28 protein-coding genes and 1 pseudogene are annotated in these 26168 nt (G+C 69.9%); 15 read left to right on the forward strand and 14 right to left on the reverse strand.

Going from position 1 to position 26168, the window contains the following annotated elements:
* Positions 1 to 51: 51 nt before the first annotated feature.
* Both EDM04_RS09535 and EDM04_RS09540 read left to right on the forward strand, forming a co-directional pair.
* Positions 52 to 486 carry a DUF393 domain-containing protein gene (locus tag EDM04_RS09535; RefSeq protein WP_123621473.1) on the forward strand — a complete coding sequence of 145 codons (435 nt, stop codon included), beginning with the start codon at positions 52 to 54 and terminating at the stop codon, positions 484 to 486.
* Positions 483 to 977, forward strand: coding sequence for a DUF123 domain-containing protein (locus EDM04_RS09540; RefSeq protein WP_241154883.1), 495 nt, complete (start codon positions 483 to 485; stop codon positions 975 to 977). Before EDM04_RS09535 ends, EDM04_RS09540 begins: the two co-directional genes overlap by 4 nt.
* Here EDM04_RS09540 and EDM04_RS09545 read toward each other — a convergent pair.
* The 3 genes from EDM04_RS09545 to EDM04_RS09555 all read right to left on the reverse strand — a co-directional run bounded on the left by EDM04_RS09545 (position 972) and on the right by EDM04_RS09555 (position 2768).
* Positions 972 to 1454, reverse strand: a complete 483-nt coding sequence (locus EDM04_RS09545; RefSeq protein WP_123621478.1) for an acyl-CoA thioesterase — start codon at positions 1452 to 1454, stop codon at positions 972 to 974. The genes EDM04_RS09540 and EDM04_RS09545 overlap by 6 nt on opposite strands.
* 68 nt (positions 1455 to 1522) lie before the next feature.
* A complete protein-coding gene (locus EDM04_RS09550) occupies positions 1523 to 1975 on the reverse strand; it encodes a bifunctional nuclease family protein (RefSeq protein WP_123621480.1) in 453 nt (150 codons plus the stop codon).
* A gap of 85 nt (positions 1976 to 2060) precedes the next feature.
* Entirely contained in the window at positions 2061 to 2768 is a 708-nt protein-coding gene (locus EDM04_RS09555; protein ID WP_123621482.1) for a winged helix-turn-helix domain-containing protein, read from the reverse strand.
* 108 nt (positions 2769 to 2876) lie between these two features.
* Between EDM04_RS09555 and EDM04_RS09560 the strand changes: the two genes are divergently transcribed.
* The 3 genes from EDM04_RS09560 (at position 2877) to purM (ending at position 6557) form a co-directional block, all read left to right on the forward strand.
* Positions 2877 to 4688, forward strand: a complete 1812-nt coding sequence (locus EDM04_RS09560; RefSeq protein ID WP_123621484.1) for a TraB/GumN family protein — start codon at positions 2877 to 2879, stop codon at positions 4686 to 4688.
* 76 nt (positions 4689 to 4764) lie between these two features.
* Entirely contained in the window at positions 4765 to 5433 is a 669-nt protein-coding gene (locus tag EDM04_RS09565) for a metalloprotease (protein WP_123621486.1), read from the forward strand.
* 83 nt (positions 5434 to 5516) lie between these two features.
* The gene (purM, locus tag EDM04_RS09570; RefSeq protein WP_123621488.1) at positions 5517 to 6557 is read left to right on the forward strand and encodes a phosphoribosylformylglycinamidine cyclo-ligase; all 1041 of its coding nucleotides are present in this window, start codon (positions 5517 to 5519) and stop codon (positions 6555 to 6557) included.
* 38 nt (positions 6558 to 6595) lie between these two features.
* On the opposite strand, the gene EDM04_RS09575 is transcribed toward purM, so the two are convergent.
* Positions 6596 to 7567, reverse strand: a complete 972-nt coding sequence (locus EDM04_RS09575) for a phosphoadenosine phosphosulfate reductase family protein (RefSeq protein WP_123621490.1) — start codon at positions 7565 to 7567, stop codon at positions 6596 to 6598.
* Positions 7568 to 7750: 183 nt separating this feature from the next.
* On the opposite strand from EDM04_RS09575, the gene EDM04_RS09580 reads away from it, so the two are divergent.
* Complete coding sequence (locus EDM04_RS09580; protein ID WP_123621492.1) at positions 7751 to 9097, forward strand: alkaline phosphatase family protein; 1347 nt, start codon at positions 7751 to 7753, stop codon at positions 9095 to 9097.
* Positions 9098 to 9262: 165 nt separating this feature from the next.
* Entirely contained in the window at positions 9263 to 10123 is an 861-nt protein-coding gene (locus EDM04_RS09585) for a GAF domain-containing protein (protein ID WP_241154884.1), read from the forward strand.
* Positions 10124 to 10253: 130 nt separating this feature from the next.
* On the opposite strand, the gene EDM04_RS09590 is transcribed toward EDM04_RS09585, so the two are convergent.
* The 4 genes from EDM04_RS09590 to aglM form a co-directional block, all read right to left on the reverse strand.
* A complete protein-coding gene (locus EDM04_RS09590) occupies positions 10254 to 11591 on the reverse strand; it encodes a PQQ-binding-like beta-propeller repeat protein (protein ID WP_123621494.1) in 1338 nt (445 codons plus the stop codon).
* Positions 11588 to 12676, reverse strand: coding sequence for a M48 family metalloprotease (locus EDM04_RS09595; protein WP_123621496.1), 1089 nt, complete (start codon positions 12674 to 12676; stop codon positions 11588 to 11590). The genes EDM04_RS09590 and EDM04_RS09595 overlap by 4 nt, the downstream gene beginning before the upstream one ends.
* 72 nt (positions 12677 to 12748) lie before the next feature.
* The gene (locus tag EDM04_RS09600) at positions 12749 to 13642 is read right to left on the reverse strand and encodes a hypothetical protein (RefSeq protein WP_123621498.1); all 894 of its coding nucleotides are present in this window, start codon (positions 13640 to 13642) and stop codon (positions 12749 to 12751) included.
* A 57-nt stretch (positions 13643 to 13699) separates the two neighbouring features.
* Complete coding sequence (aglM, locus tag EDM04_RS09605) at positions 13700 to 15049, reverse strand: UDP-glucose 6-dehydrogenase AglM (protein WP_123621500.1); 1350 nt, start codon at positions 15047 to 15049, stop codon at positions 13700 to 13702.
* 98 nt (positions 15050 to 15147) lie between these two features.
* On the opposite strand from aglM, the gene EDM04_RS09610 reads away from it, so the two are divergent.
* From EDM04_RS09610 to EDM04_RS18515, 3 genes are read left to right on the forward strand one after another with little or no spacing between them, the layout of a single operon-like run.
* Entirely contained in the window at positions 15148 to 15726 is a 579-nt protein-coding gene (locus EDM04_RS09610) for a TIGR04206 family protein (protein ID WP_123621502.1), read from the forward strand.
* A 54-nt stretch (positions 15727 to 15780) separates the two neighbouring features.
* On the forward strand, positions 15781 to 16707 hold the full coding sequence (locus tag EDM04_RS09615; RefSeq protein WP_123621504.1) for a ZIP family metal transporter: 927 nt from the start codon (positions 15781 to 15783) through the stop codon (positions 16705 to 16707).
* Between the two features lie 53 nt (positions 16708 to 16760).
* Entirely contained in the window at positions 16761 to 16904 is a 144-nt protein-coding gene (locus EDM04_RS18515) for a hypothetical protein (RefSeq protein ID WP_164471113.1), read from the forward strand.
* A gap of 3 nt (positions 16905 to 16907) precedes the next feature.
* On the opposite strand, the gene EDM04_RS09620 is transcribed toward EDM04_RS18515, so the two are convergent.
* The 3 genes from EDM04_RS09620 to aroC all read right to left on the reverse strand — a co-directional run bounded on the left by EDM04_RS09620 (position 16908) and on the right by aroC (position 18852).
* Positions 16908 to 17237, reverse strand: coding sequence for a hypothetical protein (locus EDM04_RS09620; protein ID WP_123621506.1), 330 nt, complete (start codon positions 17235 to 17237; stop codon positions 16908 to 16910).
* Positions 17234 to 17557, reverse strand: coding sequence for a helix-turn-helix domain-containing protein (locus EDM04_RS09625; protein WP_123621509.1), 324 nt, complete (start codon positions 17555 to 17557; stop codon positions 17234 to 17236). Before EDM04_RS09625 ends, EDM04_RS09620 begins: the two co-directional genes overlap by 4 nt.
* 107 nt (positions 17558 to 17664) lie before the next feature.
* Complete coding sequence (gene aroC / locus EDM04_RS09630; protein ID WP_123621511.1) at positions 17665 to 18852, reverse strand: chorismate synthase; 1188 nt, start codon at positions 18850 to 18852, stop codon at positions 17665 to 17667.
* Positions 18853 to 18957: 105 nt separating this feature from the next.
* Here aroC and EDM04_RS09635 point away from each other — a divergent pair, with 105 nt between their 5' ends.
* The 4 genes from EDM04_RS09635 (at position 18958) to hpt (ending at position 21315) form a co-directional block, all read left to right on the forward strand.
* Positions 18958 to 19179 (forward strand): hypothetical protein, encoded by a 222-nt coding sequence (locus EDM04_RS09635; protein WP_123621513.1) that lies wholly within the window; start codon positions 18958 to 18960, stop codon positions 19177 to 19179.
* Between the two features lie 72 nt (positions 19180 to 19251).
* Positions 19252 to 20031, forward strand: a complete 780-nt coding sequence (locus EDM04_RS09640) for an enoyl-CoA hydratase/isomerase family protein (protein ID WP_123621515.1) — start codon at positions 19252 to 19254, stop codon at positions 20029 to 20031.
* A 159-nt stretch (positions 20032 to 20190) separates the two neighbouring features.
* Positions 20191 to 20625, forward strand: coding sequence for a DUF6653 family protein (locus tag EDM04_RS09645; RefSeq protein WP_123621517.1), 435 nt, complete (start codon positions 20191 to 20193; stop codon positions 20623 to 20625).
* A 120-nt stretch (positions 20626 to 20745) separates the two neighbouring features.
* Positions 20746 to 21315, forward strand: a complete 570-nt coding sequence (gene hpt, locus EDM04_RS09650) for a hypoxanthine/guanine phosphoribosyltransferase (protein ID WP_123621519.1) — start codon at positions 20746 to 20748, stop codon at positions 21313 to 21315.
* On the opposite strand, the pseudogene EDM04_RS19135 reads toward hpt, so the two are convergent.
* The 3 genes and pseudogenes from EDM04_RS19135 to btuC all read right to left on the reverse strand — a co-directional run.
* Positions 21237 to 21630: pseudogene (locus EDM04_RS19135) on the reverse strand (hypothetical protein); the annotation flags it as partial. The gene hpt and the pseudogene EDM04_RS19135 overlap by 79 nt on opposite strands.
* A 68-nt stretch (positions 21631 to 21698) precedes the next feature.
* On the reverse strand, positions 21699 to 23039 hold the full coding sequence (locus tag EDM04_RS09660) for an ATP-binding cassette domain-containing protein (RefSeq protein WP_241154886.1): 1341 nt from the start codon (positions 23037 to 23039) through the stop codon (positions 21699 to 21701).
* A gap of 77 nt (positions 23040 to 23116) precedes the next feature.
* Positions 23117 to 24259 carry a vitamin B12 ABC transporter permease BtuC gene (gene btuC, locus EDM04_RS09665; protein ID WP_123621521.1) on the reverse strand — a complete coding sequence of 381 codons (1143 nt, stop codon included), beginning with the start codon at positions 24257 to 24259 and terminating at the stop codon, positions 23117 to 23119.
* A gap of 62 nt (positions 24260 to 24321) precedes the next feature.
* Here btuC and EDM04_RS09670 point away from each other — a divergent pair, with 62 nt between their 5' ends.
* Positions 24322 to 25521, forward strand: coding sequence for a PGF-CTERM-anchored ABC transporter substrate-binding protein (locus EDM04_RS09670; RefSeq protein WP_123621523.1), 1200 nt, complete (start codon positions 24322 to 24324; stop codon positions 25519 to 25521).
* Positions 25522 to 26168: the final 647 nt, after the last annotated feature.

A 26168-nucleotide genomic window follows, 5' to 3' on the forward strand; every position in this document is an offset into this window, starting at 1 on the left:
CGCAGCCCCTGCAGCCAGTCGCTTAAGCCGCCGGAGCGCGTACCCGTACGTATGGACACCGACCCCGACGCGCCGGTGCTGATCTTCGACGGCGACTGTCCCTACTGCTCGGTGGCGGCCGTCGCGCTCCGGCGGTTGGACGGGGTCGCCGCGGTGCCGTGGGCGGCCGATCCCGTGGGCCCGTTCCTCGACGCGCAGTTCGGCTCGCGCCCGTTCGCGATGGTGCTCGTCGACCCCGGTGAGGGACGGGTGTACGCCGGCCGCTCGGCGGCCGAGGAGCTCGCCGACCGCGCCGGCACCCCCGGGATCGTCGGCGGGCTCGTCCGCGACAACTACGACCGGATCGCCGGCGTCGTGGGGGCCCTGTCCGGGCGCGACCGCGACCCCGCCGACGTGCACGACGCCTCCGAACTGACCGACGCCGCGAGCGAACTCGTCGCCGACCTCCGCGGCGCGGCGAGCGATCCGCCGGAGGCGCTGCCGTGAGCGGGAACGGTGCAGTGGCTGGTTCGGACGATCCGGAGGGGGGCACCTACACCCTCCTCGTCGAACTCGCCGCGCCCGCGACGATCGAGGTCGGCGCGCTCGGCGAACACCGGTTCGAACCCGGCGGCTACGCCTACACGGGCAGCGCGCTCGGCGCCGGGGGGTTCTCTCGCGTCGACCGCCACCGCCGGACCGCACGCGGCGAGCACGACGTGCGCCACTGGCACGTCGACCACCTGCTCGGTCACCCTGACGTTCGGATCGACCGCGTCGTCCGGAGCGTCGGCGCCGACGCGGAGTGCGCGGTCGCCGACCGGCTCCCGGCGGGCCCGGTCGACGGATTTGGCGCCTCCGACTGCGACTGCGGGAGCCACCTCGCCGCCGTCGGGGAGTCCGGTTCCCTCGACGAGTTCGCCGCGCTGGTCCGCGAGGCGCACGAGGCCGCGGTCGCATGGACCGGCGGCTCGGTCGAGGTGGTCGCCGATTTATAAGTTATACCGCTCGACGATGTCGGTGAGCTGTTCGCGGCGCCCCTCGATCGCCTCGTCGCGCAGCGCCTCTTCCTCCGGCGACGGGCAGGTCAGCTCCGGGACGCTCGCCGGGTTGCCCTCGTCGTCGAGCGCGACGAACGTGAAGTAGGAGGTCGTCGTGCGGCGCTCCTCGTCGGTCCGGGGGTCCTCCGCGCGCACGTCGACCTTCACGTCGAGGCTCGTCGTCCCCACGTTGAACACGTACCCCTCGATGACGGCGACCTCGCCCATCTCGATGGAGGAGATGAAGTCGACGTGGTCCATCGAGGCGGTGACGACCTGCCTGTTCGAGAAGCGCATCCCGGCGATGGCGCCGCAGATGTCCATCCAGTGGAGGACCGCGCCCCCGAGCGCTCGCCCGAGGTTGTTCGTGTCGTTCGGTAAGAGTAGTTCGGTCATCTCGGTGTACGACTCCGCGACCGTCGACGTCTCGTCCATGCCGTCGGTGGAACGGCGGGCGACTTCAACCCCCTGACCGGCGGCCGTTGGCAAGTTGTGGGCGGACCTCAGCTCCCTTCCTGCGGGCCGTCGTCGAACTGGACGGAGTCCTGCGAACGCCCCGCCTCGTCGATCACCTCGTCGGAGACGACGATCGGACAGTCGATCCGAACCGCGAGCGCGAGCGCGTCGGAGGGGCGCGCGTCGAAGACGAACCCCTCCGGCTCGCCGTCCTCGTAGCGCTCCGCGTCCACCTTCGCGTAGAAGGTTCCGTCCCGGAGATCGTCGATCCGGACGCGGTCGATCGCGCCCCCGAACTCCGTGAGGACCTCGACGAGGAGGTCGTGGGTCAGCGGGCGGTCGAACGGCTCGCCCTCGAGCGCCATCCCGATCGACTGCGCCTGGTCGGCGCTGACGAAGATCGGGACGTACTCGCCGCGCGCGGACAGGATGACCGCCGGCACGTCGCCGCCGGGTGCGGAGCCCGCTCCGACCCCGACGACCTCGGCTTCGTGTTCCATACCGGATCGTGGCGACGGCGGCATGAATAGCTGTCCCACCTGAACGGTGGCGGCGTCTCGCCGCCGCTCCGGCCCGGCCGCTCCGTCAGCCGTCGCCCCAGTACCAGTACGCCCAGGCGACCGTGAACACGAGCGCGGCGCCGAGGAAGAAGACGACGCCGGGCTCGAGCAGCGAGACGGCGTAGTCCGCCAGCGGGTCGACGACGTACTCGACGGTGCCGTCGATCCCGCCGCCGCCGTCGGTCTCGGGCGCCGTCTCGGCGGAGGGCCCGTCCGCGGCGTCTTCGGTCGCGGCGTCGCCGCCGTCGCCGCCGGCGCCCCCGTCCGTAGTTCTCGTTACGCTCGCCGTGGGTCCCGCGACGGAGAGGATCCGTTGGGCCGCGACCGCCGCCAGTCCGATGATCCCGTAGCCGCCGAGCAGCCGCAGCAGGGCCGACTTGATCCCGCTCGACGCCTCCGAGCCGCCGGCGAACAGGACGAGCGGCTCGTCGGCGGCGGCGTACACGTCCATCTCCCGGCCCTTCTCGGAGTAGGTGGTGTCGACCACGTCGACGAGGTCGGCGCCGTCGAGCTTCGAGAGGTGGTACTGGACGTTCTGGAGCGAGGTGTCGACGGCGTCGGCGAGCTCCGATTTGGTCGCCGGCTCGTCGTGGAGCCGCGTGAGGATCTCGCGCGCCGTCTCGGAGCCGAGGGCGGCGATGAGCTCGTCCGCGTCGTCGTCGTCGACGCCGACCACCCGGGGCTCGCGGTCCTCGGGGGTCGCGTCGGGGAGGGAGGGCAACAGCCGCGACATACTCGTCTCTGTGACCCGTGAGGATACAAATTTGTTGGATCGCCGAGGCGCCGACGCGGGGTCACCGACTCACAAACCCTAAACGCGGCGACGAAGTACGTCGTGGCAATGACAGAGACGCCAGGGGGATCCGACGGCGCGTCCCCGCCCCCGACGGCGAGCGATTCGTCGCCAGCGGTCGGCGACTCGGCGGCGACCGCCGACGAGGATGCCCCTGCGAGCGGCGCGGTCGAAGCGGGTCCCCGCGGCGACGGCCCCGGCTCGGTGACGGTCGTCGGGACCGCACACGTCTCCGAGCGGTCGGTCGACGAGGTCGAGGAGACGATCGAGCGCGAGCGGCCCGACGTGGTCGCCGTCGAACTCGACGAGGGGCGGTACCGCCAGCTGAACGGCGAGAGCCCCGACGACCTCGACGCGAGCGACCTGCTGCGGGGTAACACCGTCTTCCAGTTCCTCGCGTACTGGATGCTCTCGTACGTCCAGACCCAGCTCGGCGACCGGTTCGACATCGAGCCCGGCGCCGACATGCGGGCCGCCATCGACGTCGCCGAGGGGCTCGGCATCGACGTGGCGTTAGTCGACCGGGACATCCAGACGACGATCCAGCGCTTCTGGGCCCGGATGTCGGTCACGGAGAAGCTGCGGATGGTCGGCGGGCTCGCGTTCGGCGTCACCGACTCCCGCGTGGTCGGGGTGTTGGTCGGGCTGTTCGTCGGGATCCTCGCCGGCCCGGTGATCGGCCTCTTCGGCGGCAGCGTCGGCGTCACCGACGCGCTGCTGACGAGCGTCACCGGCGGCGTGCTCGCCGCGGTCGGGGTCGCGATCGCCGTCGATCAGGTCGGGAAGCTCGCGCTCTCGCCCGACGGCCGCCTCTTCGCCGCGGCGGGGCTGGGCGTCGCGGCCGGGATCGCCGCCGCCGCGGTCGGCGCGCTCGACGGACTCGTCGCGGCGTACCTCGGCGGGTTCGCCGTGACGGCGGTCGGCAGCCTCGGACTCGGGATCTCGCTCGGCCTGACGCTCGGCGCCCTCGCGTCGCTCGCGATGAGCGTTCTCGGTCGGGGCACCGGCGAACCCGAACACGGCGGGATCGAGGAGCTCGGGATGGAGGACCTGACCGACACCGACGTGGTGACGATGATGATGGAGGAGTTCCGGCAGTTCTCCCCGGGCGGCGCGGAGGCGCTCATCGACGAGCGCGACGCCTTCATCGCCCACCGGCTCGTCGCCCTCCGCGAGGCCGGACACGACGTGGTCGCCGTGGTCGGCGCGGGCCACCGCGAGGGGATCGAAGGGTACCTCGCCGACCCCGCCTCGCTCCCGCCGATGGAGGACCTCGTCGGGAAGGAGCGCGGGCGCGGGCTCCCGTGGAAGAAGGCGGTCGGCTACGCGATCACCGTCGCGTTCGTGGGCTTCTTCGTCCTGCTCGCGCTCGCCGGCGTGGAGAACGCGTTCCTGTTCCGGCTGTTCGGCGCGTGGTTCCTGATCAACGGCGCGTTCGCGTTCGCCTTCGCGAAGCTCGCGGGCGCGCGCTGGACCTCGGCCGGGGTCGGCGGCGCCGTCGCGTGGATGACGTCGATCAACCCGGTGCTCGCGCCCGGCTGGTTCACCGGCTACGTCGAGCTCCGGAGCCTGACGGTGAACGTCGGCGACATCGGGCGGCTCAACGAGCTCCTCGGCGACGAGACGCTGTCGCCGTCGGCTCTCGTCTCGTCGATGCTCGACGTGCCCCTGTTCAAGCTCATCGTCGTGGTCGCGATGACGAACATCGGCAGCATCGTCGCGAGCTTCCTGTTCGCGGTGTACGTCATCCCCGCGATGTTCGGCGACGTGGGCGGCGTTGACGAGGTGGGCCGGCTCATGATCGAGGGCGCACGCACCGGCGCGGAGCTGATCCGGAACGCGGTCACGGGTGGAGCATGAGTCGGCGCGTTGCGGTGAGAGGCGCGACCCGTCGCGTTACGGTGGGCATAACCCGGCGCGCCGGCGAGGTGCACGCATGAGCGGAACCCTTCGGGGCCGCCGGATCGCCGGCCTCTACTTCAGCGGGACCGAGATCCGCGACCTGCTGGTCGCGTGGCTCGCGCTCGGCGTGGCGTTCACGTTCTTCTTCGTGAACGGCACCGCCGGCTTCGATCGGCTGCTGGCGGCGGGGGTCGTCCCGCCGCTCCTGGTCGGCCTGCTCACCGCGGGCGTCGCGTTCCTCCTCCACGAGATCGCCCACAAGGTCGTCGCGGTCCACTACGACCAGGTGGCCGAGTTCCGGGCCGACAACAGCATGCTGTTCCTCGCCGTGATGAGCTCGCTTTTGGGCTTCATCTTCGCCGCGCCCGGCGCGGTCCACCACCGCGGCCGTCTGACGCCCGAGGAGCACGGCCACATCGCGCTGGCGGGGCCGGTCGTCAACCTCCTGCTCACGCTCGTCTTCCTGCCGGCGCTGCTTCTCGGCCCGGTCGTCGGGAGCCCGGTGATCACCCTGATCGGCTCCCGCGGGATCGCGATCAACGTCTTCCTCGCCGCGTTCAACCTGATCCCGTACGGTCCCCTCGACGGGAAGACCGTGATGACGTGGAGCAAGGGCGTGTGGGCCGGCTTCTTCGCCCTCTCGGTCCTGCTGACCGTCGGGCTCGTGTTCGTCCTCGGACTCGGCTTCGGCGGGCCGTTCTGAGGCGGGCGTTGTCGGACGCCCTCGGTCACCACCGCCTCCGCCGGAACGGTGCGCTTTTGCTCCGCGGGCGTCCCTCGACACACATGACCGAGGGCGACGCCGGAGACGACGGAGACGCGAGCGGGGACGCCGGGGAACCGACGAGCGACGACGGCGACGAGCTCACGTACGCCGACGCCGGCGTCGACATCGACGCCAGCGAGGCGGCGACCGCGGCGCTGATCGGTGCGGTCGGCGAGGGCGAGGGCGACTACGCCGGCCTGCTCGACATCGGCGACCGCTACCTCGCGTTAGCGACCGACGGGGTCGGGACCAAGCTCCTCGTCGCCGAGGCGCTCGGCGACTACTCGACGGTCGGGATCGACTGCATCGCGATGAACGTCAACGACCTGGTCGCCGCCGGGGTGCGACCGGTGGCGTTCGTCGACTACCTCGCGGTCGACGAGCCGGACGAGCGGTTCGCCGAGCAGGTCGGCGAGGGGCTCGCGCGCGGCGCCGAGCTCGCCGACATGGAGCTCGTCGGCGGCGAGACCGCGGTGATGCCGGACGTGATCCGCGGCCTCGACCTGGCCGGTACCTGCGCCGGGCTCGCCGCGAAGGACGCCGTCTTCGACGGCGCTGCCGAGCCGGGCGACGCCCTCGTCGGCTGGCGCTCCTCCGGGATCCACTCGAACGGGCTCACGCTCGCGCGCGAGGCCGCGACCCGCGAGCACGCGTACACCGACCCGTGCCCGTTCGAGGGGTACGAGACGGTCGGCGAAGCGTTACTGGAGCCGACCCGGATCTACACCGGCCTGCTCGACCCGATGCGCGCACACGGCGTGCGCGGCGCGGCCCACGTCACCGGCGGCGGGTGGACCAACCTGACGCGGCTCGGCGCGAACCGGTACGTCGTCGACGACGCGTTCGACCCCCAGCCCGTCTTCGAGTTCGTGCAGTCGGAGGGGGGCGTCTCCGACGAGGAGATGCACCGGACGTTCAACATGGGGACCGGCTTCGTCGCCGCCGTCGACCCCGACGCGGCCGAATCGCTGGCCGACGAGACCGACGGGCGCGTGATCGGGCGAGTGGAGGAGAGCGAGGGCGACGAGGGGAGCGTTTCGATCCGCGGACTGGAGTTGTAAAAAATCGGTCGGTCAGCGAGTTCGGTCGCTCCCGCCGATCACATGTAGCCGAGGTCGCGCAGGCGCTCCATCAGGTCCTCCTTGTCCTGGGCGCGGCCGGCGCGCTCGGTCGTGTCCTCGAGGTTCTGGAGCCACGCGGGCTCCTCGGTCGTCTTCTCCGTGCTGACCTCGCTCCCGAGCGAGCGGAACCCGGCGAAGTACTTCGGCGAGATCGGCACGTCCTCCTGCGTGACGCCCTCGGGCAGGTCGTCGTCGGCCTGCGGGACGTACCCCTCGTCGGGGAACGCTTCGACCGTGTCGGGGACGACGTAGTTCCAGAAGGCGTCCCACACGTCGGCCTCGGCGAACTGCAGGATGGGCTGGATGCGGTCGTGCGGCGGGAACAGGTCCGGGTCGTGACGCGGCGAGAAGAACGTCTCGTCGGCGCGCGCCTCCTGCTCGTCCCACCGAACGCCCGAGATCACGCCGTCGATGTCGTGCGCTTCGAGGGCGTTGTTGAGCGCGACCGTCTTCAGCAGGTGGTTCCCGACGTACGTGTCCAAGAGGAACGGGAACGTGTCCTCCTCGTACTCGAGGATGTCGCGGATGTGGTGCTGGTTCTGCTCGTTCAGCGCGGAGACCGGGACGTCGTCGCCGGGTTCGAGGCCGTGCTCGTCGACGTACGCGCCCACGTCCTCGTTGCGGGCGTACACGAGCTCGATGTCCCACTCGTCGCCCCAGCGCTCGACGAAGTCGGTGATGTCGTCGAAGTGCTGGAAGTGGTCGATGAACACCGCGGTCGGCTTCTCGTAGCCGAACTCTTCGGCGACCTGGTTGATGAAGTACAGCGTCAGCGTGGAGTCTTTCCCGCCAGTCCACATCACGGCCGGGTTGTCGTACTGCTCGAGGCCGCGCCGCGTGACATCGATCGCCTTCTCGATCTTGTGTTGTAGCGACGGGTAGTCCGCCGGATCCTCGTCTTCGCCGTCGGTGTAGTCGACGTCGACGCTCGCCGGGAAGTCGTCGGTCATACGCCGAATACGTCTCCCGGAGGGGAAATAGGCCTTCTGCCTCGGCGGTGACTTGCCAGCGCGTGCGGACTCCGGCCGGAATCGCCGCGAACGGAGACGGAGCGCGACTCACCGCGACCGGCGGATCGCGGCGGTACTCGCCAGAGCACAAGGGATATGTCGATTCGAAGTCACTCCCCGAGCATGGGACTGTTCGATCGGCTGCGCGGCGGCGACGACGAGCGCGTGGTCTTCCTCGGCATCGACGGCGTACCGTACGACCTCGTGCAGGATCACCCCGACGTCTTCGAGAACCTGACCGACATCGCCGCGTCGGGCTCGGCGGGTCGCTTGGAGAGCATCGTGCCGCCCGAGTCGAGCGCGTGCTGGCCGAGCCTCACGACGGGGGAGAACCCCGGCGAGACCGGCGTGTACGGCTTCCAAGACCGCGAGGTCGACTCCTACGAGACGTACGTCCCGATGGGGAAACACGTGTCGGCGACGCGGCTGTGGGACCGCGTCACCGACGGCGGCCGCGACGCGACCGTGCTCAACGTCCCCGTCACGTTCCCGCCGTCGAGCCGGATCCAGCGACAGGTCTCCGGGTTCCTCTCGCCGGGGCTCGACGCGGCCGCGAGCGACGAGTCGGTCCGGCAGGTGCTGGAGGACCATAACTACAAGATCGACGTGAACGCGAAGCTCGGCCACGACGACGACAAGACCGAGTTCATCGAGAACGCGCACGCGACGCTCGACGCCCGCCACGAGGTGTTCACCCACTACCTCGATCAGGACGACTGGGACCTCTTCTTCGGCGTCTTCATGAGCACCGACCGGGTCAACCACTTCCTGTTCGGCGACTACGAGAACGACGGGGAGCACAAGGACGACTTCCTCGACTTCTACCGGACCCTCGACGAGTACATCGGCGAGATCCGCGACGGGCTCGACGACGACACGACCCTGATCGTCGCCTCCGACCACGGGTTCACCGAGCTGGAGTGGGAGGTGAACTGCAACCAGTTCCTCGCCGACGAGGGGTGGCTCTCCTACGAGGACGACGACCACGACTCCCTGACCGACATCGACGACGACACCCGCGCGTACTCGCTCATCCCCGGCCGCTTCTACCTCAACCTCGAGGGCCGCGAGCCGGAGGGCGTCGTCCCCGAGTCGGAGTACGAGGCGGTCCGCGAGGAGCTCGTCGACGACCTCGAGTCGCTCACCGGCCCCGACGGCCGGCGGGTGTGCAAGCGGATCGTGAAAGGCGAGACCGTCTTCGACGGCGACCACGACGAGATCGCGCCCGACCTCGTCGTCATCCCCGCGGACGGCTTCGACCTGAAGTCCGGTTTCAGCGGCAAGAAGGCGGTCTTCACCGAGGGGCCCCGCAACGGGATGCACAAGTTCGAGAACTCGCTGCTGTACTCGACCGACGCCGACCTCGACGTCGACGGGTCGAACCTCTTCGACGTGACCCCGACGATCCTCGATCTGATGGACGTCGAACACGACGACGACTTCGACGGCGACAGCCTCCTGAACGCCTAGGGGGTCGGGCCGAGCCGGTGCGCCGGCGATTCCGTGAGGGACGCTCCCGCAGGGCGAGTCGCCGACTCCCGATTACGCACTGCATATTAAATGTCATTAGGAAATATAATCTCCGTCACAGTCGGTCGGAAAGCGCACGCCGCCCGGCGTGGCCCCACCCGTTCAATGACACATCACATCTGTACGTCCGAATCGGACGACGAGTTGGCGTATCTCCAGCGCCTCTGGCGGACGCTGCTGGCACCCAACGTCGATCCGAGAGCCAGGCTCGAACGCCTGCTCGAAACGGAAACCAAAGAGTTCGGCCTGCGCTACGGGTTCCTGTCGCGTATCGATCTCGACGCCGAGACGGAACGCTTCGAGACCGTGCACGGCTCCCACGAGATCCTCGAATCGGACACCGCCGTTCCGCTCTCGAAGAGCTACTGTCGGAAGACCATCGCGGACCCGGAAGGAACGACGGCCGTCAACGACGCGCGCGCCGAAGGGTGGGGAGGCGATCCGGCGTACGAGACGTTCGGGCTGGGAAGCTATCTCGGGACGACGGTCTCGGTCGGAGAGGAACTCTACGGGACGCTCTGTTTCGCGGACACCGCTCCCCGCGACGAACCGATCAACGACAAGGAGAAGGCGCTCGTCGAGCTGTACAGTCAGTGGGTGGAGTACACGCTGGCCCGCCGAGACGAGCCGTCGTTCCGGGAGACGCGTATCGACGCGATCGAGGGGAACGCCGTCTCTCCGGAGGCCATCGACACCATGATGGACACGCTCAAGAGCCGCACGAGGCGCCGTATCCTCGTGACGCTGATCGACGCCGGCGAGACGAGTCTCTCCGCCCTCGAACGGCGGTTTCCCCACGAGAGGGACCGAATAGCGCTGTACCACACGCACGTTCCCAAACTGGCCGACGCCGGATACGTCGAGTGGGACGCCGAGACGGAGGTCGTCTCCAAGGGCCCGAAGTTCTCCGAGGCGGAGCCGCTCGTTCGACTGTTGAAAGAGTACCGGGCGGAGTCTCCCGAGTAGACGGTCATCGCAACCCCTCGATCGGCTTCTACAGACCGGGAATCAGTCGACAAAGACCTTCCAGCGCTCGTCCGTTTCGGGCGGAGATCGGCTGAATGAGGCCCGTCTCTACGGGGGCACGCCGCCGGGGCTACCCCACCAGCGACCATCGCTCGCCCGGCGTCGCGTGGAGCCCGTACAGCTCCCCGTCGTCGACGACGATCAGCCGGCCGCCGACCGCGAACAGCTCGTCGACGCCGACGCCCTCGGGGAGCGGGGCCCGCCAGCGGTCCTCCCCGTCCGCGCCGACGGCGACGGTCCGGGATTGGCTCTCCGTCCCGAAACCGGACCCGTTCTCGGCGACGTACATCCCCTCCTGGTCGACCGCTACCGGGCCGCCGGGAAGGTCGGAACGCTCCCACGAGAGTTCGCCGGCGGCCGCGTCGACCGCCCGCACCGTCCCGCCGGTCGAGTAGTAGAACCGACTTCCGTCGGCGGAGACGACCTGCGGTCGGCCCGGCAGCGATCCCTCGTGGAGTTCGAATCGGCGGGCGAGGTCGCGGTCGTAGCCGACGAGTCGGTCGCCCGCCTCGCCCATCACGATCGTATCGCCGGCGACGGCGAGCCAGTCCGCATCGGCCGAGAGCGAGCGCGTGACCCGTCGTTCTCCGGTCGATCCGAAGCGAGCGAAAACGGTGCCGCCGTCGTTCGATCCGCCTTCCGATCTCCCCTCCGAGCCGGTCGCCGCGACGCCGGCCCACACGTCGTCGCCGTCGACCGCAATGCGGTCGGCCGAGCCGTCCCCGTCCGGCCAAGCCCCGGTGACCCGAAAGGCCGGATCGCCCGTCTCGGCGTCGAGCGCGACCAAGTCCGTCTCGGCGACCGCGACGACGAGTCGGGCGCTCGCGCGGACGCCGTCGATTCCGGGCGAGCTCGTCGACTCGTTCGCCCCTTCCGGTTCGTTCGACTCGCCACCCTCGCTTTCGACGACGTCGGCCCGCCAGCGAACGTCGTCAGCTTCGGCCTCCTCGCTTTCGGTCCCGCCGGTCGGTTCCCGCGCGCCGGGGTCGAACCCCGCCGCCTCGCGGTCGATCGCGGTGACTCGACCGCCCTCGACCGGGACGACCACCGACGTCTCGGTCACGGCCGGCGGGGCGACCGCCTGCCGCTCCGTCTCGGCGTCGAGCCGCGTCGTCCCCGACCCGTCGACCGCGGTCACGCTCGCGTTCTCGACGTTCCGCCACGTCTCCGCGTCGAAGTCGTACGTGCGCCCGGACTGGTTCCGGACCGCGAACAGCCGGTCCGGCGCGACCGCGAACCGCGTCGCTCCGGGTCCGAGGAGTCCGCCGGTGTCGAGCGACGACTCCCACGCGAGGTCGCCCCCGCCGGGGCGGTAGCCGCAGCCGGCGAGCGCGCCGGCGACTCCGGACCCGGCCGCCGCGAGGAACCGCCGGCGGGTGGCGCCCCTCGCCGGATTCCGATCGGTCACGCCGACCCACCCGCCTTCTCGCCCGCCATCTCGCGGAGCCGGTCGATCCGCTCGCCGGTCGGCGGATGCGTCTCCGGGAACACGTCGGTACTGACTAACTCCTTGTCGCCGAACGCGCGGCTCTCGAGGGGCGCGACGTACAGCGCCTCCGCGCCGCCGTCGAACTCGCGGAGGTCGCGCTCCGGCACGTCCGGCATCGACTCGTCGAGGGCGTCGAGCGCGCTCGCGAGCGCCGCCGGCGACCCGGTGATCTCGGCGGCCGCGCGGTCGGCGGCGTGCTCGCGATACCGCGAGAGCACGCGGTGGATCAGCACGCTCCCGAACCAGAACATCGCGGAGACGGTGAGCGTGACGAGCGCGCTCACGGTGATCACGACGATCCCGACCGCGAGCGCCCGCCCGTCGCGGTCGCCGCCCGACCCGCCGCCCGCACCGAGGAACCTGAACAGGCCGTACAGCACGTAGAACGCGAGCACGGCGAGGTAGTAGGTGACCGTCGGCAACACCCACGCGACCGTCATCAGGCTCGCGTCGCGGTTTTTGAGGTGCGCGAGCTCGTGGGCCAGCACGGCGTCGCGCTCGTCGTCGTCGAGCGTCTCCAGCAGCGCGGTCGTGACGACGACGGTGCCGTTCTCGCGTCCTCCCACCGCGAAGGCGTTCGGGAGCTCCGTGCGCGCGACGGCCACGTCCGGCTTCGGCACGTCGGTCTGAGCCGCGAGGCGGGTGACCGCGGCGTGGAGCTCGGGGCGCTCGTCCGCGGAGACCCGGCGCCCGCCGACGGAGCGCACCACGGTCCGGGGGCCGTACCGGTACTGGAGCGCGAGGCCGCCGAGCACGACGACCGCGAGGAAGACGGGGTCGACGTAGAACTCCCCCGTGTAGGGTCGCTCGTTCGCCCACTCCAAGAGGGGGAGTCCGACCGCGTTGATCAGGAAGACGAACGTGTACGCGAACGCGAACGGGAGCGCGATCACCAGCCCGGTCGCGAGCGCGATCCGAACCTTGAGCCACTGCTGTTGGTCGAGCCGCGCGAGACGATCGAACGGGGGAACCGACCGGAGGGCGGCGGGGACGGAGGGCGACATCGTGAGTTCGAGATCGGATTTACTTCGTGATCGCTTAAAAAGTCGGTCTCGGGCGGCGAGATTCCGGCGGCGTCAGTTCGCGCTCGCCGCGTCCCGGGTCCCGCTAATCTCCCGGTAGAACGCGACCGAGTAGGTCGCGTAGAACGCGCCGGCCACCCCGGTCAGGAGGACGTAGCCGATCGCGATCGCGGCGACGATCGCCAGGGTCGGTTCGATCGAGACGGCCTCCGCGAACGGGGAGCCGGCGGGCCGTTGCGGGCCGAAGACGAGCGACCCGGCCGCGGCCACTACGCCGACGATCACGCTGCCGACCGCGAGCAGCACGGTGTAGCCGAACGCGCTGAGGAGGTTCGACCGGACCAGTCCCGCGCTGCGGCGGAACCCGTCGACGAGTTCGGTGTCGTCTAAGACGACGGCGTGGGCGTAAAACTGGACGAAAAAGGTGACGAGGAGGTACGCCAAGACCAGTCCGACCGCGACGATGCCCACGACCGCAAGCAGCGTGGGGTCGAAGCCGAGAGCCGACGCGTCGACGCCCGCGCCGGTGCCGCCGTCCATCCCGGCCCCCGTTCCGCCGTCCATCCCGGCGACCGACCCGCCGATGACCACGATGACCACGCCCATGAACGCGACGAACCCGAACACCACGTTTATCGCCAGCAGGACGAAGTAGCCCAGGAGCAGCGGGACGTAGTTCGCCTTCCCGACCGCGATCAGCGTACCGAGACGCGTCTTGCCCGCGACCGCCTCGTCGGCCATCCCGAGCACGCCGCCCTGGAAGAACGGCAGGAAGAGGACCATCGCGCCGAACGTGACGAGCGAGATCGCCGCCGCGAGCACCGGACTGGTCGACTCCACGAGCAGGTTCGGGAGCTGAAAGAGCCCGTACAGGGCCGTGACGAGGACCAGAACGGGGTTGCGAACGACGCCACTGGCTGCCGGACGGAGGGCTTGGAGGGCCGCCATACTCGGTTATTTCACTCAGGCTATATAAATTGGGAGGAGACGGACGAACAACCCCGGCTACCAGGTGAGCCCCTCGTAGGTGAGCCCCTCGCGCCGCTCGATCACCCGGCGCCCGTCTATCACGACCGGCCCCTCCGTCGCCGCACCGGCCATCGCGTCGAACGCGTCGTCGAGCGCCGCGAACTCGTCCCAGTCGGTGACGACGAGGGCCGCGGTCGCCCCGTCGAGCGCGGCCGCGGCGGAGTCAGCGTACTCGACTTCGGGGAACCGCTCCCGGATGTTCTCGGTCGCGACGGGGTCGTACCCCACCACGTCGGCGCCCCGCGCCTGCAGCCCCTCGATGACCGGAATCGCGCGGGAGTTCCGGACGTCGTCGGTACCCGGTTTAAAGGCGAGCCCGAGCACCGCGACCCGCTCGCCCGAGACGTCGGCGTGGGCGTCGAGCAGCTCCAGCATGCGCTCCGGCTGGCCGTCGTTCACCGCGACCGCGGCGTCGAGGAGCGCGGGCTCGTAGCCGGCCTCGCGGGCCGCGGCGCGGATGGCGTCGACGTCTTTCGGGAAGCAGGATCCCCCCCATCCCACCCCCGAGCGCAGGAACTGCGCCCCGATCCGATCGTCGAGTCCGACCGCGTCCATCACCTCGTAGGCGTCGATCCCGAACCGCTTGCAGACGTTTCCGAGGTCGTTCGCCAGCGAGATCTTCGACGCGAGGAACGCGTTGTTGGCGTACTTGATCATCACGGCCGTCTCGGGGTCGGTCCGGATGACCGGCGCGTCCGCGTCGGTCGCGGCGAGCAGCGGCTCGTACAGGGCCTCCAGCCGCTCCGTCGCCCACTCGGAGTCGGTGCCGAACACGACCTTGTCCGGGTGCCGGAAGTCGTCGACGGCGGTCCCCTCCCGAAGGAACTCCGGGTTGGTCGCGAGCTCGACGCCGTCGGCCGCGTCGCCCGCGCCCTCGAAGAAGGCCTCGCGGACCCGCTCGACCCCCGGCGGCGTGATCGTGCTCTTGACGACGACGAGGTGGCGGTCGTCGGGGCTCGTACCCGAGCCGTCTCCCGCACTCGAGCCGTTTCCCGCTCCCGCCAGCGCCTCGCCGGTCATCTCCGCCGCCGCGGTGAGCCCCCCGAGGTCGATGCTCCCGTCCTCGTTCGACGGGGTGCCGATCGCGAGGAACGTCACGTCGGCGTCGGGGACGCCGTCGTATTCGGTCGTGGCGCGGAGGCGGTCGCCCGCGTGCTCCGCCAGCAGGTCGTCGAGGCCGGGCTCGTGGATGGCCGCGCGCCCGTCGTTTATCGCCGCGACCACGTCCGGATCGATATCGACGGCGGTCACGTCGTGACCCGCGTCCGCGAGGCAGGCCGCGAGGGTCGTTCCGACGTAGCCGCTTCCGACGACGGTGACTCGCATACCGAAGCAAGCGACCCCCGACACAAAGAGCGTTGCCGTCCCCCGGACCCGAGACCGCCTCCGGACGATACTTACCCCCGGCCCGTCGAGGCGATCGCATGGTCGGAGAGCCCGGATCGGAGGCGACGAAGGAGCGCCGACCGGAGTCGAGCGACCGCGCCGGTCGCTCCCGACGCTCCGGTGGCTCCGGTCGCGTCGCCCGCGTCACCCGCCGGGGCGAGTGGCTCCTCGTCGTCGCTCTCCTCGCTGTCCCGATGGCCGTGCTCCCCGGCGACGACCTCACGGTCGTGAGCCTCTGGGGGTTCCTGAGTACGTCCGGCTCGGGTGCCGCCGCCGGCGGCTACCCGGTGTGGGCGTACTTCCTCGAGCAGCCGCGCCCGTTCGGGGCGCTCCCGGCGTCGATCCGGGCGTGGCCGCTCGCGATCGGCTTTCACCTCCTCGCCGCGGCCAGCGCGACGGCGGGGGTCGCGTTCGGCCGGGAGGACCGGCGCGTCACCGGCGGGCTCCTCGCGCTCGCCGCGGCCGCGAGCCTGTGGGTCTCCGTCGGCGTGGCGACGCGGTTCGGCGTCGGGAGCACGTCGGGCTGGCTCGCCGTGATCCCGGTCGGCGCGCTCGCGACGCTGGCGGTTGCCGTCGGCGTCTACGGGAGCGACCTCCGCGAGATCGTCGAAGCGTGAGCCGGGGCGTCGCCGGACGGCGTTTTTAAGAGCGCGGGCGCGGAACCCGTTTTCATGACCGGTCTCGTCGACGTGGTGACGGTGAGCAGCGTCGCGGGCGTCGCCACGGGGCTCGGTGCGCTCCCGGTGTTCTTCCGCGCCCGCGTCACGCACCGCGTCTACGACGCCGCGCTGGGGCTCGCGGCCGGGCTGATGGTCGCGGCCAGCGTCTTCGGGCTGATCATTCCCGGGATGGAGGAAGGTACGCTCACGGCGGTGATGGCGGGGCTGCTCCTGGGCGGTCTCGGCCTGCTGGCCGGGAACTACGCCATCCCCCATCTCCACGCGCAGTACCGCGAGTGGCTCCCCGAGGGCGGCGCGACCGGCGACGACGCCGCGGCGATGTCGATACCCGACGCGGGCGAGCGGCCGGACCGTCAGCTTTCGGAGTTCGCCGATCCCGTAGCGGCCGCCGGCTCCGAGGAGCCCGGCGACTCCGGGGAGTCCACTGCCCGCACCGAGTCCGCCGACGCCGCCGCAGAACGGGAGGTCACCCTCCGAAAGGCGCTGCTGATCGGCGGGGCGATCACCCTCCACAACGCCCCGGAGGGGCTGGCGATCGGCGTCGCGTTCGCCTCCGGGTTAGAGGAGGTCGCGCTGGTACTCGCGGTCGTGATCGGCCTCCAGAACGTGCCGGACGGGTTCGCCTTCGCGGTGCCGATGGCCGACACCGGGATGTCGAACCCGCGAGTGCTCTGGTACACCACCCTCTCCGGGCTCGTTCCGCAGGTCGTCGCCTCAGTGTTCGGCTTCCTGCTCGTCTCGCTGGCCGCCGGGCTGTTCCCCGTCGCCTCCGGGTTCGCCGCGGGCGCGATGCTCGCGGTCGTCTTCCGCGAGCTGATCCCCTCCTCGCACGGCCACGGCCACGCCGACGCCGCCACCGGGGCGTTCCTCGTCGGCTTCGTGCTGCTCGTCGTCGTCGACGCAGTCATCGTCGTGTGATCGGCGCGTGGCCGAGACGCCTTTTCAATGCGACGCGCCCCGTCTCCGGACGTGTGTCCGCGACCGTCTCCGCGCCCGACGCCGACCAGACGTGCGCCTACTGCGGCTCGCGGATCTTCGAGCACGACCTCACCGCGGGGGACGCCTGCGAGCGGTCGCCAGAAGAGGAAGACTGGATATCGATCGCCACCGGCTAACAGTCACGGAACGCCGAGATATCCCGCCGTCGCTCTCGCAATCGTCTCCGTGGTCTCGTCGGTTAGTTTCCCCTCTTCCCCGTGGATATCCGCGTGTCGTATCGTCACGACGGTCCATGGATTGACGTACGTCTCTCGCGGAAGTCCGCCGGCGACGAAGTCGGCCTCAGTGAGGGGAATCGCGGCCGACCGTCGGGCCGTCGTCGCGGCGACGTAGACGGCTTCCTCGTCCGAGAACGGGTGGGTGTCGTCGTTGATCCGAACGTACGGCCGAAAGTCGTTGTCCGCGAACAGATCCGGGCCCTTAACCACCGTCCCGCGGTCGCCGGTCACGCTTCGTCCCCGCCGTAGTAGTCGTCCGTCGTCGACGCCGAGCTCGCCGCCTGCTGTGCGGCGAACGACGCGAGCCGGTCGTCCTCGGCGATCGCCCAGTACCGGCCGCGGTGGCGCACGAGTCCGCGGTCCTCCAGTCTGGAGAGCACGGCGCCGACGCTCCCGCGTTTGATGCCCGTTCGCTCGTGGACCTCGGTCTGCGTGAACGCTTGGTCGTCGTGTTCGGCGAGGAACGAGAGGACGCGGTACGGCTGAGTCCCGACCGCCACGTCGAGAGCCGCCTCCGGTTCGTCGTCGAACGCGTCGATCCCGATCGGCATGCGAAATAATTCGTAATACTCTGTAATAAGCGTGATGGCGAGAGCCCGGTTGGGTCTCTACGAACGCGAGAAAAGCGAAAGGCGTCGTCGAAGGGTTCGGCCGCCCGCTACTCGTTGTCCGGGCTGCTCGGGTGGTAGTCGGTGTCGTACTGACCCGGGTTGCCGTCGACGCGGTCGGGGTTGATCCGGCCGGCGAGCAGCATGAAGTCGAGGACGGTGCAGTAGAGCATCGCCTCGACGACGGGGACGGCCCGCGGCGGGAGGACGGGGTCGTGCCGGCCGACGACCTGCACGTCCTTCTCCTCGCCCGTCTCCCAGTCGGCGGAGCGCTGCCTTTTAGGGATCGAGGTAGGCGCGTGCCACGTCGCCTCGCCGTAGATGGGCTCGCCGGTCGTGATCCCGCCCTGTAACCCGCCGTGGTCGTTGCCGACGGGGACCGGGTCGCCCTCCTCGCTCTCGACGTGGTCGAACGACTCCCCGTCGTCGAACGTCCAGTCCTCGTTGCGCTCGCTGCCCGACACGTTCACGGCGTCCTTTCCGAGCCCGAACTCGACGCCGGTGGTCGCCGGGATGGAGAACATCGCCTGTCCGAGCCGGGAGGGGAAGCCGTCGAAGCGCGGGGCGCCGAGCCCGCGCGGGACCCCTCGGCACTCGAAGTAGATGGAGCCGCCGATGGAGTCGCCCGCCTCCTGGTACTCCTCGATCAGCTCCTGCATCTCGGCGGCGGCCTCGGGGTCGGCGCAGCGCACGTCGTTCTCCTCGCTGTTCGCGAGGATCTGCTCGAAGGACACGTCGTCGGCCTCGACGTCGCCGATCCGGTTCACGTGCGCTTTGATCTCCACGTCGTACTCGGAGGCGTCGAGCACCTGCTCGGCGACCGCGCCGGCCGCGACCCAGTTCACCGTCTCGCGCGCGGAGGAGCGCCCGCCGCCGCCCCAGTTGCGCGTGCCGAACTTCGCGGAGTAGGTGTAGTCGCCGTGGGAGGGACGCGGCGCCGTGACGTACGGCTCGTACTTGCCCGAGCGCGCGTCCTTGTTCTGGATCACCATGCCGATCGGCGTGCCGGTGGTGTAGCCGTCCTGCACGCCGGAGTTGACGACGACCTCGTCGGGCTCCCCCCGAGAGGTGGTGATCATCGACTGACCCGGCTTGCGCCGGTCGAGCTGCGCCTGAATGGCCTCCTCGTCGAGCTCGACCCCCGCGGGGACGCCCGAGACCGTCACGCCCATCGCGTCGCCGTGGCTCTCGCCGTACGTCGTCACCTGGAAGAGCCGACCGAACCGGTTCCCGTTCATACCCGACCGTACGGCCGAGGGCATATAGGGGTTGCAATCCGCGCAACCGATCGACGCCCCGCCGCGACCGGAAATGGTTTATCGGCGGCCCGCGTTGTCGTGAGCGTGCGCGATCGACTCACCTCTGACCTCGGTGTGTACGCCCTCTCCGGGCTGTTCTCGCTGATCGTCTTCGTCGTCGCGCTGACGATCCTCTCGCGGACGCTGCCGGGCGGCCTCGGCTCGCGCCAGCTCGTCGGACTCGTGTTCGGCTACCTGCTGTTCATCGGCGCCTACACCACCGCGTGGTTCATCTACAGCGAGATCGACAGCCGCGAGGAGATCTGACGGCTCGGCTCTCTGCCGCCGATCGAACTCCGCCTGCCGAACGACTTTCACGGCGGCGAACGAGGAGCCGGTATGACGTGGGACACGATCACGCTCGACGTCGACGAAGAAACCGATATCGCGACGATCACCGTCGACCGGCCCGAACAGCTCAACGCGCTCACCGTCGACACGCTCGAAGCGATCGAGGCGGCGCTCGCGGAGGCCGAGGCGGCCGGCGCCCGCGCGCTCGTCCTCGCCGGCGCGGGCGACGAGGCGTTCGTCGCCGGCGCGGACATCTCCTACATGGTGGAGCTGTCGACGCCGGAGGCGCAGGCGTACGCCGAGCTCGGCCACCGCGTCGCGGACGCGATCGAGTCGTTCCCGGCGCCGACGGTCGCCGCGCTCGACGGCTACGCGTTCGGCGGCGGCTCGGAGCTTGCACTCGCGTGCGACCTCCGCGTCGCCGCCGAGAGCGCCGTGATCGGGCAGACCGAGATCGACCTCGGGATCATTCCCGGCTGGGGCGGAACTCAGCGGCTCTCGCGGCTTGTCGGCGACGAGACCGCGAAGCGACTCGTCTTCCTCGGCGAGCGGATCGACGCCGCGGAGGCGGCCGAAGTCGGCCTCGTCGGCGAGGTCGTCGACGACGACGCCTTCGACGACCGGATCGACGAGTTGGCGGAGGAGCTGGCCGCGAAGCCCGCCTTCGCGACTCGCGCGGCGAAGGAGGCGCTCAACGCGGTCCACGACGGCACCCAGCGGGGCGGGCTCGCCCTGGAGCGCCGGGCGTGGTCCGGCCTGTTCGGCACCCACGACCAGCGCGAGGGGATGGCGGCGTTCTTGGAGAAGCGGGAGCCGGAGTTCGAGTGAGAGGCGGCGACGAATTGACCGTGTCGATCCCGTCGAAATACACGCTATTTGACGTATCTCTGATGCTGAATACGGGGAACGCACCTCCCACGATATCCGTCGATATCCCCGGCCAGTGCGGAGTCAGTGTTTATATTATCACGGCACGATGTGGCCGGTGTGTCATCCCGAGTAACTAAATTCGAGGAAACGTTCTGGAAGCGGCATTCGAATCCGAAGAGCGGATGGAGTCGAACGATCCTCCTCCCGGCCATCCTCTACGCGATTTATCATCGGAATTGGAAGGTAGCGATAGCGGCCGTCATATTCACCGTGAGTAATCCGCTACTGTTCGATCCCCCCGAGGACAACGACGCGTGGATGACTCGTGTCGTCCTCGCTGAGCGATGGTGGAAGGACGAAGGCCGCGGATTCGTCGGTCTGTCGTATCCGAACGTTCTCACGGTGGCGAACATCCCGATAACGATCTACGCGATCGTCGCGGCGTACCGCAAGAAACCTGTTCAGTCAGCGTGTGCGGGAGGCGTGTCTATGCTCCTGAAATTCTGGTACGTGGCCGAACTCGTGCGCGAGTACGAAGCCGAGAGCGGCTAGCGGCCGGGCGGGGATGCGGCGGACGCGGTTGATCGGGGACTTCGTTTTCGCACCGTGTCATCGGCCCGCACCGAAGGGATCAACCGCCACGCTTTATTAATCCGCCCGAGTACCGGCGACATGGACCAGTTGCGGCAGTCGCTCCTCGACGCGCCGATCATCGAGAAAGGCGAGTACCAGTACTTCGTCCACCCGATCAGCGACGGCGTTCCCATGCTCAAACCGGAGCTCCTCCGGGAGATCGTCATCCGGATCATCCGGAAGGCGGAGCTGGAGAACGTCGACAAGATCGTCACCCCCGCGGCGATGGGGATCCACATCTCCACCGCGCTCTCGCTGATGACCGACATCCCGCTGGTCGTCATCCGCAAGCGCCAGTACGGACTCGACGGCGAGGTCCCGCTGTTCCAGGAGACCGGCTACTCCGAGTCGGAGATGTACATCAACGACGTGGAGGAGGGCGACCGCGTGCTCGTGCTCGACGACGTGCTCTCGACGGGCGGCACGATGAAGGCGATCCTCGACGCGCTCACCGACGAGGTCGGCGCCGAGGTCGTCGACGTGGTCGCCGTGATCAAGAAGGCGGGCGAAAACGAGCTCGACCAGACCGACTACAACGTGAAGACGCTCATCAACGTCACCGTCGAGGACGGCGAGGTCGTGATCGTCGACGCGCAGGGCGACGACTGAGCGAGTTCGATCAACCGTTTATTACAGTCCGCATTCCCGTCCAACTCACACGACGAGCAGACGAACAGGCCACGCTCGACTCGGCTTGATTTCGTGTCGTCTCCACACTTCGAGCAGGTGGACGTGGTAGAAGTGAGTCTCACGTTCGGAGAGCTTCCGACGCGCCCACATCGACTGCTCTGATGGGCCACTCTCCCCTCGGTGTCGTACTCGGCTCTGGTGAAGTAGTTTGTCTTCTTTGAGCGAGTTGCCGGGATACAGGACGTATTCATCGGGGAACGCGACCGTGACGATGTTTGTGATGCCGAGGTCGATCCACCCGGGTTTGGGACTGAGAGATCGCTGGACAAGTGGCTTTCAACAGGGTTGTTCTAAGGCCGGTCTCATCGGTCCGACGCGTCGTCCCCGTCGACCTCCCGCACCGCGTCGAGCAGGTCGTCGTCGCCGAACCGGTCGCCGTCCTCGCCGACGCGCACGACGCGATCGGCGGCCGCGAGCACCGCGGCGTTCGCTTCGGGGTCGTCGCCCTCTCTCACTCCTGCTCCCCTCCCTCCTCGCCCGATCTCTCCGACCGCGACGGTCACGTCGGCCTCGCGAGCGAGCGCGACCGCCTCGGCCCGTCGCTCGGGGGGGACCGCCGCGAACGGGGGCGCCGTCACCGCTCTCGCGTCCGCGTCGGCGGCGACGCCCGCGGCCGCGTCGCCCTCGGGGACGACGCCGACGGAGACGGCGTGGCCCGCCGCGGCCAGCCGCGCGACGGCCCGCCCCGCCGGGCGGCCCCTGCCGACGACGTGAACGCGGCGCGGGTCGGTTCGGTCGTCCGGTCCGTCTCCGTCGCTCGCGTCGCCCCCGTCGCTCGCGTCGCCCCCGTCGCCCCCGTCGCTCGCGTCGCCTCCGTCGGCCGCGTCGAACGCGGTGACGGTCGGCGTCCCCGTCGCCGGGCTCTCGCCGACGAACGCCTCGGCGTCGAACGCGTCCCGGAGCGTCGCCGCCGTCAACACCTCCGCGGGCGGGCCGGCGGCCCGGACTCCGCCGTTCGCGACGACGACGAGCTCGTCGCAGTACCGCGCGGCGGCGTCGAGGTCGTGGATCGCCGCGAGCGCGGCCCGACCGTCGTCGACGAGGTCCCCGACGAGTTCGAGGGTCCGGACCGCGTGGTTCACGTCGAGGCTCGCCGTCGGCTCGTCGAGCAGCAGCGACGGCGTCTCCTGTGCCAGCGCCCGCGCCAGCAGGACCCGCTGGCGCTCCCCGCCCGAGACCTCCGTGATCGCCCGGTCGGCGAAGCGCGCGACGCCCGCCGCGTCCATGGCCTCGCGGACCGCGCGCTCGTCGTCGGGCCCGTGACCGTCGAACCGGCCGAGGTGCGGCGTCCGCCCCATCTCGACGACCTGCCGCACCCGGAAGTCGAACGCGAGGCCCGTCTCCTGCGGGACGCTGGCGACCCGTCGTCCGACCTCGCGCGCGGACAGCGACGCCGCGGGGTCGCCGTCGAGCCTGACCTCGCCGGCGTCGGGCGAGAGCGTCCCCTTGATCGCCCGGAGGACCGTCGTCTTGCCCGCGCCGTTCGGCCCGACGAGCCCAACGAGCGACCCGCGCTCGACCCGGAGGTCGACCCCCGAGACGACCGGCACGTCGCCGAAGGAGACCGAGAGGTCGCTGACCTCGATCGGCGGGGGCTCGGCGTCTCCCGCGGCGGGGGAGTCCGCGTCGGCGGCGGAGTCCACGCCGGCGGCGGAGTCCACGCCGGCGGCGGAGTCCACGCCGGCGGCGGAGTCCGCGTCGGCGACCGGTGATTCCGTAGTCACAGCTCGTGCACCTCCCGCGTCACGAGCAGGTAGACGAAGAAGGGCGCGCCCACGGCGGCGGTGACGATCCCCACCGGGAGCTCCGTGCTCCCGGCCCGGGCGACCGTGTCCGCGGCGACGAGGAACGACCCGCCCGCGAGCGCCGCGCTCGGGAGCAGGACGCGGTGGTCGGGGCCGACGACCAGCCGCAGCATGTGCGGGACGATCAGGCCGACGAAGCCGATGATCCCGGCGAAGGCGACGCCCGCGGCCGTGATGAGCGCCGAGGCGGCGAGCAGGATCCGCTTCGTGCGCTCGACCGCGATGCCGAGCCCGTGGGCCTCCTCCTCGCCGAGCAGCATGACGTTGAGGTCGCGCGCGTACGCCAGCAGGACGGCGAAAAGCGGCGGCACGATCACCGCCGTGACGGCGACGTCGCTCCACGCGGCCCCGGAGAGGTGGCCCATCAGCCACGCGACGATCCGGCGGAGCGACTCGCCGGCCTGCAGCTGGAGGTACGAGATGACCGCGCCGAGGAACGTCTGGATCGCGACGCCGGCGAGAAGCAGGGTCGCGACCGGGGTCCGCCCGTGCCGCGTCGCGACGGCGTACACGCCGAAGGCGGCGGCGAGCGCGCCGACGAACGCGAAGAGGCTGACGCCCGCGCCGTACGAGACCCCCACGTCGACCGCGCCCACGACCGGGAGCGACAGCGTCGTCGACAGCGCGACCGGGAAGACGATAAAGGCGACCGCGCCGACCGCCGCGCCAGAGGAGACGCCGATGATCGACGGGTCCGCCATCGGGTTGCGGAAGAACCCCTGCATCACCGTGCCGGCGGCCGCGAGCGCGAACCCCACGAGCGCGGCCATGAGGATCCGGGGCAGCCGGACGCCGACGACGATCTGCTGGTGAACGCGGTCGACGGGGAACTCGAACGGCGACCGGTACGCGAGATCGACGCTCGGGAGCGTGAGCGGTCCGACCCCGGACGAGGTCGTCTCGATCCCGGCGGGGACGACGAGCGCGTTCAACACCGCCTTCACGACCTCCGCGGGCGGGACGCGGACGGGACCGATCGCGGCGCTCGCGACCACCACGAGGGCCAGCGTCGCCGCTAACGCCGCCGACCACCCCGCGGCTCGGTCCCACGCACTCATTCGTTCTCCAACAAAACTTGTAGTAGGTAAATACTTATTGAACGAGCGCCGTCGTCGATGCGATGCGAGACAGGTACGTCATCGCGATGGCCCTGCTCGTGGCGACCGCCCTCGTGGGCGGCGTCGCGGGCCCGGCCGCGGGCGCACAGCCGACGATTGAGACGACGGAGACCCCGACCGCGCACGCGGCCGACGGGCCGAGCCTCCACCAGACGGACGGCGACGACACCGCCAGCTGCGAGTTTCCCGTCGAGCTGACGGACGCCACGGGGACGACGATCACGCTCGAGGAGCGCCCCGAGCGGATCACGACGATCAACCCGTCGGCCGCCCAGACGCTCTGGGAGATCGGCGCGCAAGACCGGGTCGTCGGCGTGACGCAGTACGCCGCCTACCTCGACGGCGCGGACGAGAAGACGGACGTCTCGGCCGAGGGGCTGGGCGTCAGCGTCGAGCGCGTGGTCGACACCGATCCGGACCTCGTGCTCGCGCCGAACGCCTCGGCCGGACAGGTCGCGGACCTCCGCGAGCAGAACCTCACGGTGTACCACTTCCCCGCCGCGACCTCGGTCGAGGACATCGCGGAGAAGACGGAGACGACCGGGCGACTCGTCGGGAGCTGCGAGGCCGCCGCCGAGACGAACGCGGAGATGAACCAGGCGGTGGCGGACGTGGAGAACCGGACCGCCGACTTCGACCGCCCCGCCGCGCTGTACCCGCTCGGCGACGGGTTCGTCGCGGGCGGCAACACGTTCATCGACGAGATCATGCGGATCGGCGGCACCGACAACGTCGCCGCCGCGGAGGGCGACGGCTACCCGCAGCTCTCGAACGAGGTCATCCTCCAGACCGACCCCGAACTGATCCTCGTCACCGACCCCGAGGCGCCGATTCTCGACGAGGAACCGTACGCCAGCACGACCGCTGGCGTCGAGGGGAACTACGTCGTGATGAACGTGAACTACCTCAATCAGCCCGCCCCGCGGAGCGTGATCGAGTCGACGGAGACGCTCGCGACCGCGGTCGAGGAGCTGCAGACGGAAGGCGAGGGGACCGCGGACGGTGAGAACGGGACGAGCGACGGCGAGGACGGAGCGACCGACGGCGAGGACGGAGCGACCGACGGCGAGGACGGGACGAGCGACGGTGAGGACGGAACGAGCGACGGAAACGACGGCTCGGAGAGCCAAGCGCCCGGGTTCGGCGTCGTGACCGCCCTGATCGCGGCGATCGCGGCGGCGCTGATCGCGCGGCGACAGTAGACAGTATTCCGACGAGTGCCGTCGCCTATTCGGTCTCCGGGCGCTCCGAATTAACGACTAACCGATCGGACGAGACCGACCGGCGCGCTCGAAGCGGATTTTCAACCGATCACCATCTGAAACGACCGGCCGCAATAGAGTGATTTCTGATCGATAGCGGGAGTACGTGAATCACTGTGACAGTGCGGTTGTTTATAAGTGATCGACGACTCTGGGGTGAACACTTCCAAAGCCCCAGCCGCTGAGGGCGGCGCACGCTCGCTGCGCTCCTCAGTCGTTCGCTCTACTCACTCCTTGCGGTGCTTGCGTCGCCTGCGCCGCCCTCAGCGACTGCCCCTTTGAGTCCCACCCCGCCCGCAACCGCACCGCAGCCTCACACCTCCCCAGCCTCGTCGCTGGCGGCTATCGCCGCCAGAGACTCCCTCGCACGCGCTCCTCGCGCCCTGCGGGCGCTCGGAGGCGCGCGCCACCGCACTTCATTTATAAACAATCGTCGCCGTCGCTCGGTCGCGTTAAGTTAGAGGATGAGGCGGACGATTTCTGAGTGTCTATGACAGAATTCGACCGCCTCAGCGAACGTATCGCCTGGATCGACTTGTCGTTTGTGGAGCGAGATCGAACGCCGCGCTGGGCGATTGAAGTAGGGA

This window comes from Halorubrum sp. CSM-61 (assembly GCF_003781945.1).
Lineage (GTDB): Archaea > Halobacteriota > Halobacteria > Halobacteriales > Haloferacaceae > Halorubrum.

Coding starts and splice junctions, on each gene's coding strand:
- aglM (WP_123621500.1), bottom strand. CDS start 15,049: ATGCGAGTCACCGTCGTCGGAAGCGGCTACGTCGGAACGACCCTCGCG.
- EDM04_RS09625 (WP_123621509.1), bottom strand. CDS start 17,557: ATGCCGATCGGGATCGACGCGTTCGACGACGAACCGGAGGCGGCTCTC.
- EDM04_RS09610 (WP_123621502.1), top strand. CDS start 15,148: ATGGTCGGAGAGCCCGGATCGGAGGCGACGAAGGAGCGCCGACCGGAG.
- EDM04_RS09550 (WP_123621480.1), bottom strand. CDS start 1,975: ATGGAACACGAAGCCGAGGTCGTCGGGGTCGGAGCGGGCTCCGCACCC.
- btuC (WP_123621521.1), bottom strand. CDS start 24,259: ATGAGTGCGTGGGACCGAGCCGCGGGGTGGTCGGCGGCGTTAGCGGCG.
- EDM04_RS09600 (WP_123621498.1), bottom strand. CDS start 13,642: ATGGCGGCCCTCCAAGCCCTCCGTCCGGCAGCCAGTGGCGTCGTTCGC.
- EDM04_RS09640 (WP_123621515.1), top strand. CDS start 19,252: ATGACGTGGGACACGATCACGCTCGACGTCGACGAAGAAACCGATATC.
- EDM04_RS09555 (WP_123621482.1), bottom strand. CDS start 2,768: ATGTCGCGGCTGTTGCCCTCCCTCCCCGACGCGACCCCCGAGGACCGC.
- EDM04_RS09560 (WP_123621484.1), top strand. CDS start 2,877: ATGACAGAGACGCCAGGGGGATCCGACGGCGCGTCCCCGCCCCCGACG.
- EDM04_RS09615 (WP_123621504.1), top strand. CDS start 15,781: ATGACCGGTCTCGTCGACGTGGTGACGGTGAGCAGCGTCGCGGGCGTC.
- EDM04_RS09670 (WP_123621523.1), top strand. CDS start 24,322: ATGCGAGACAGGTACGTCATCGCGATGGCCCTGCTCGTGGCGACCGCC.
- hpt (WP_123621519.1), top strand. CDS start 20,746: ATGGACCAGTTGCGGCAGTCGCTCCTCGACGCGCCGATCATCGAGAAA.
- purM (WP_123621488.1), top strand. CDS start 5,517: ATGACCGAGGGCGACGCCGGAGACGACGGAGACGCGAGCGGGGACGCC.
- EDM04_RS09535 (WP_123621473.1), top strand. CDS start 52: ATGGACACCGACCCCGACGCGCCGGTGCTGATCTTCGACGGCGACTGT.
- EDM04_RS09595 (WP_123621496.1), bottom strand. CDS start 12,676: ATGTCGCCCTCCGTCCCCGCCGCCCTCCGGTCGGTTCCCCCGTTCGAT.
- EDM04_RS09585 (WP_241154884.1), top strand. CDS start 9,263: ATGACACATCACATCTGTACGTCCGAATCGGACGACGAGTTGGCGTAT.
- aroC (WP_123621511.1), bottom strand. CDS start 18,852: ATGAACGGGAACCGGTTCGGTCGGCTCTTCCAGGTGACGACGTACGGC.
- EDM04_RS09575 (WP_123621490.1), bottom strand. CDS start 7,567: ATGACCGACGACTTCCCGGCGAGCGTCGACGTCGACTACACCGACGGC.
- EDM04_RS09580 (WP_123621492.1), top strand. CDS start 7,751: ATGGGACTGTTCGATCGGCTGCGCGGCGGCGACGACGAGCGCGTGGTC.
- EDM04_RS09545 (WP_123621478.1), bottom strand. CDS start 1,454: ATGGACGAGACGTCGACGGTCGCGGAGTCGTACACCGAGATGACCGAA.
- EDM04_RS09565 (WP_123621486.1), top strand. CDS start 4,765: ATGAGCGGAACCCTTCGGGGCCGCCGGATCGCCGGCCTCTACTTCAGC.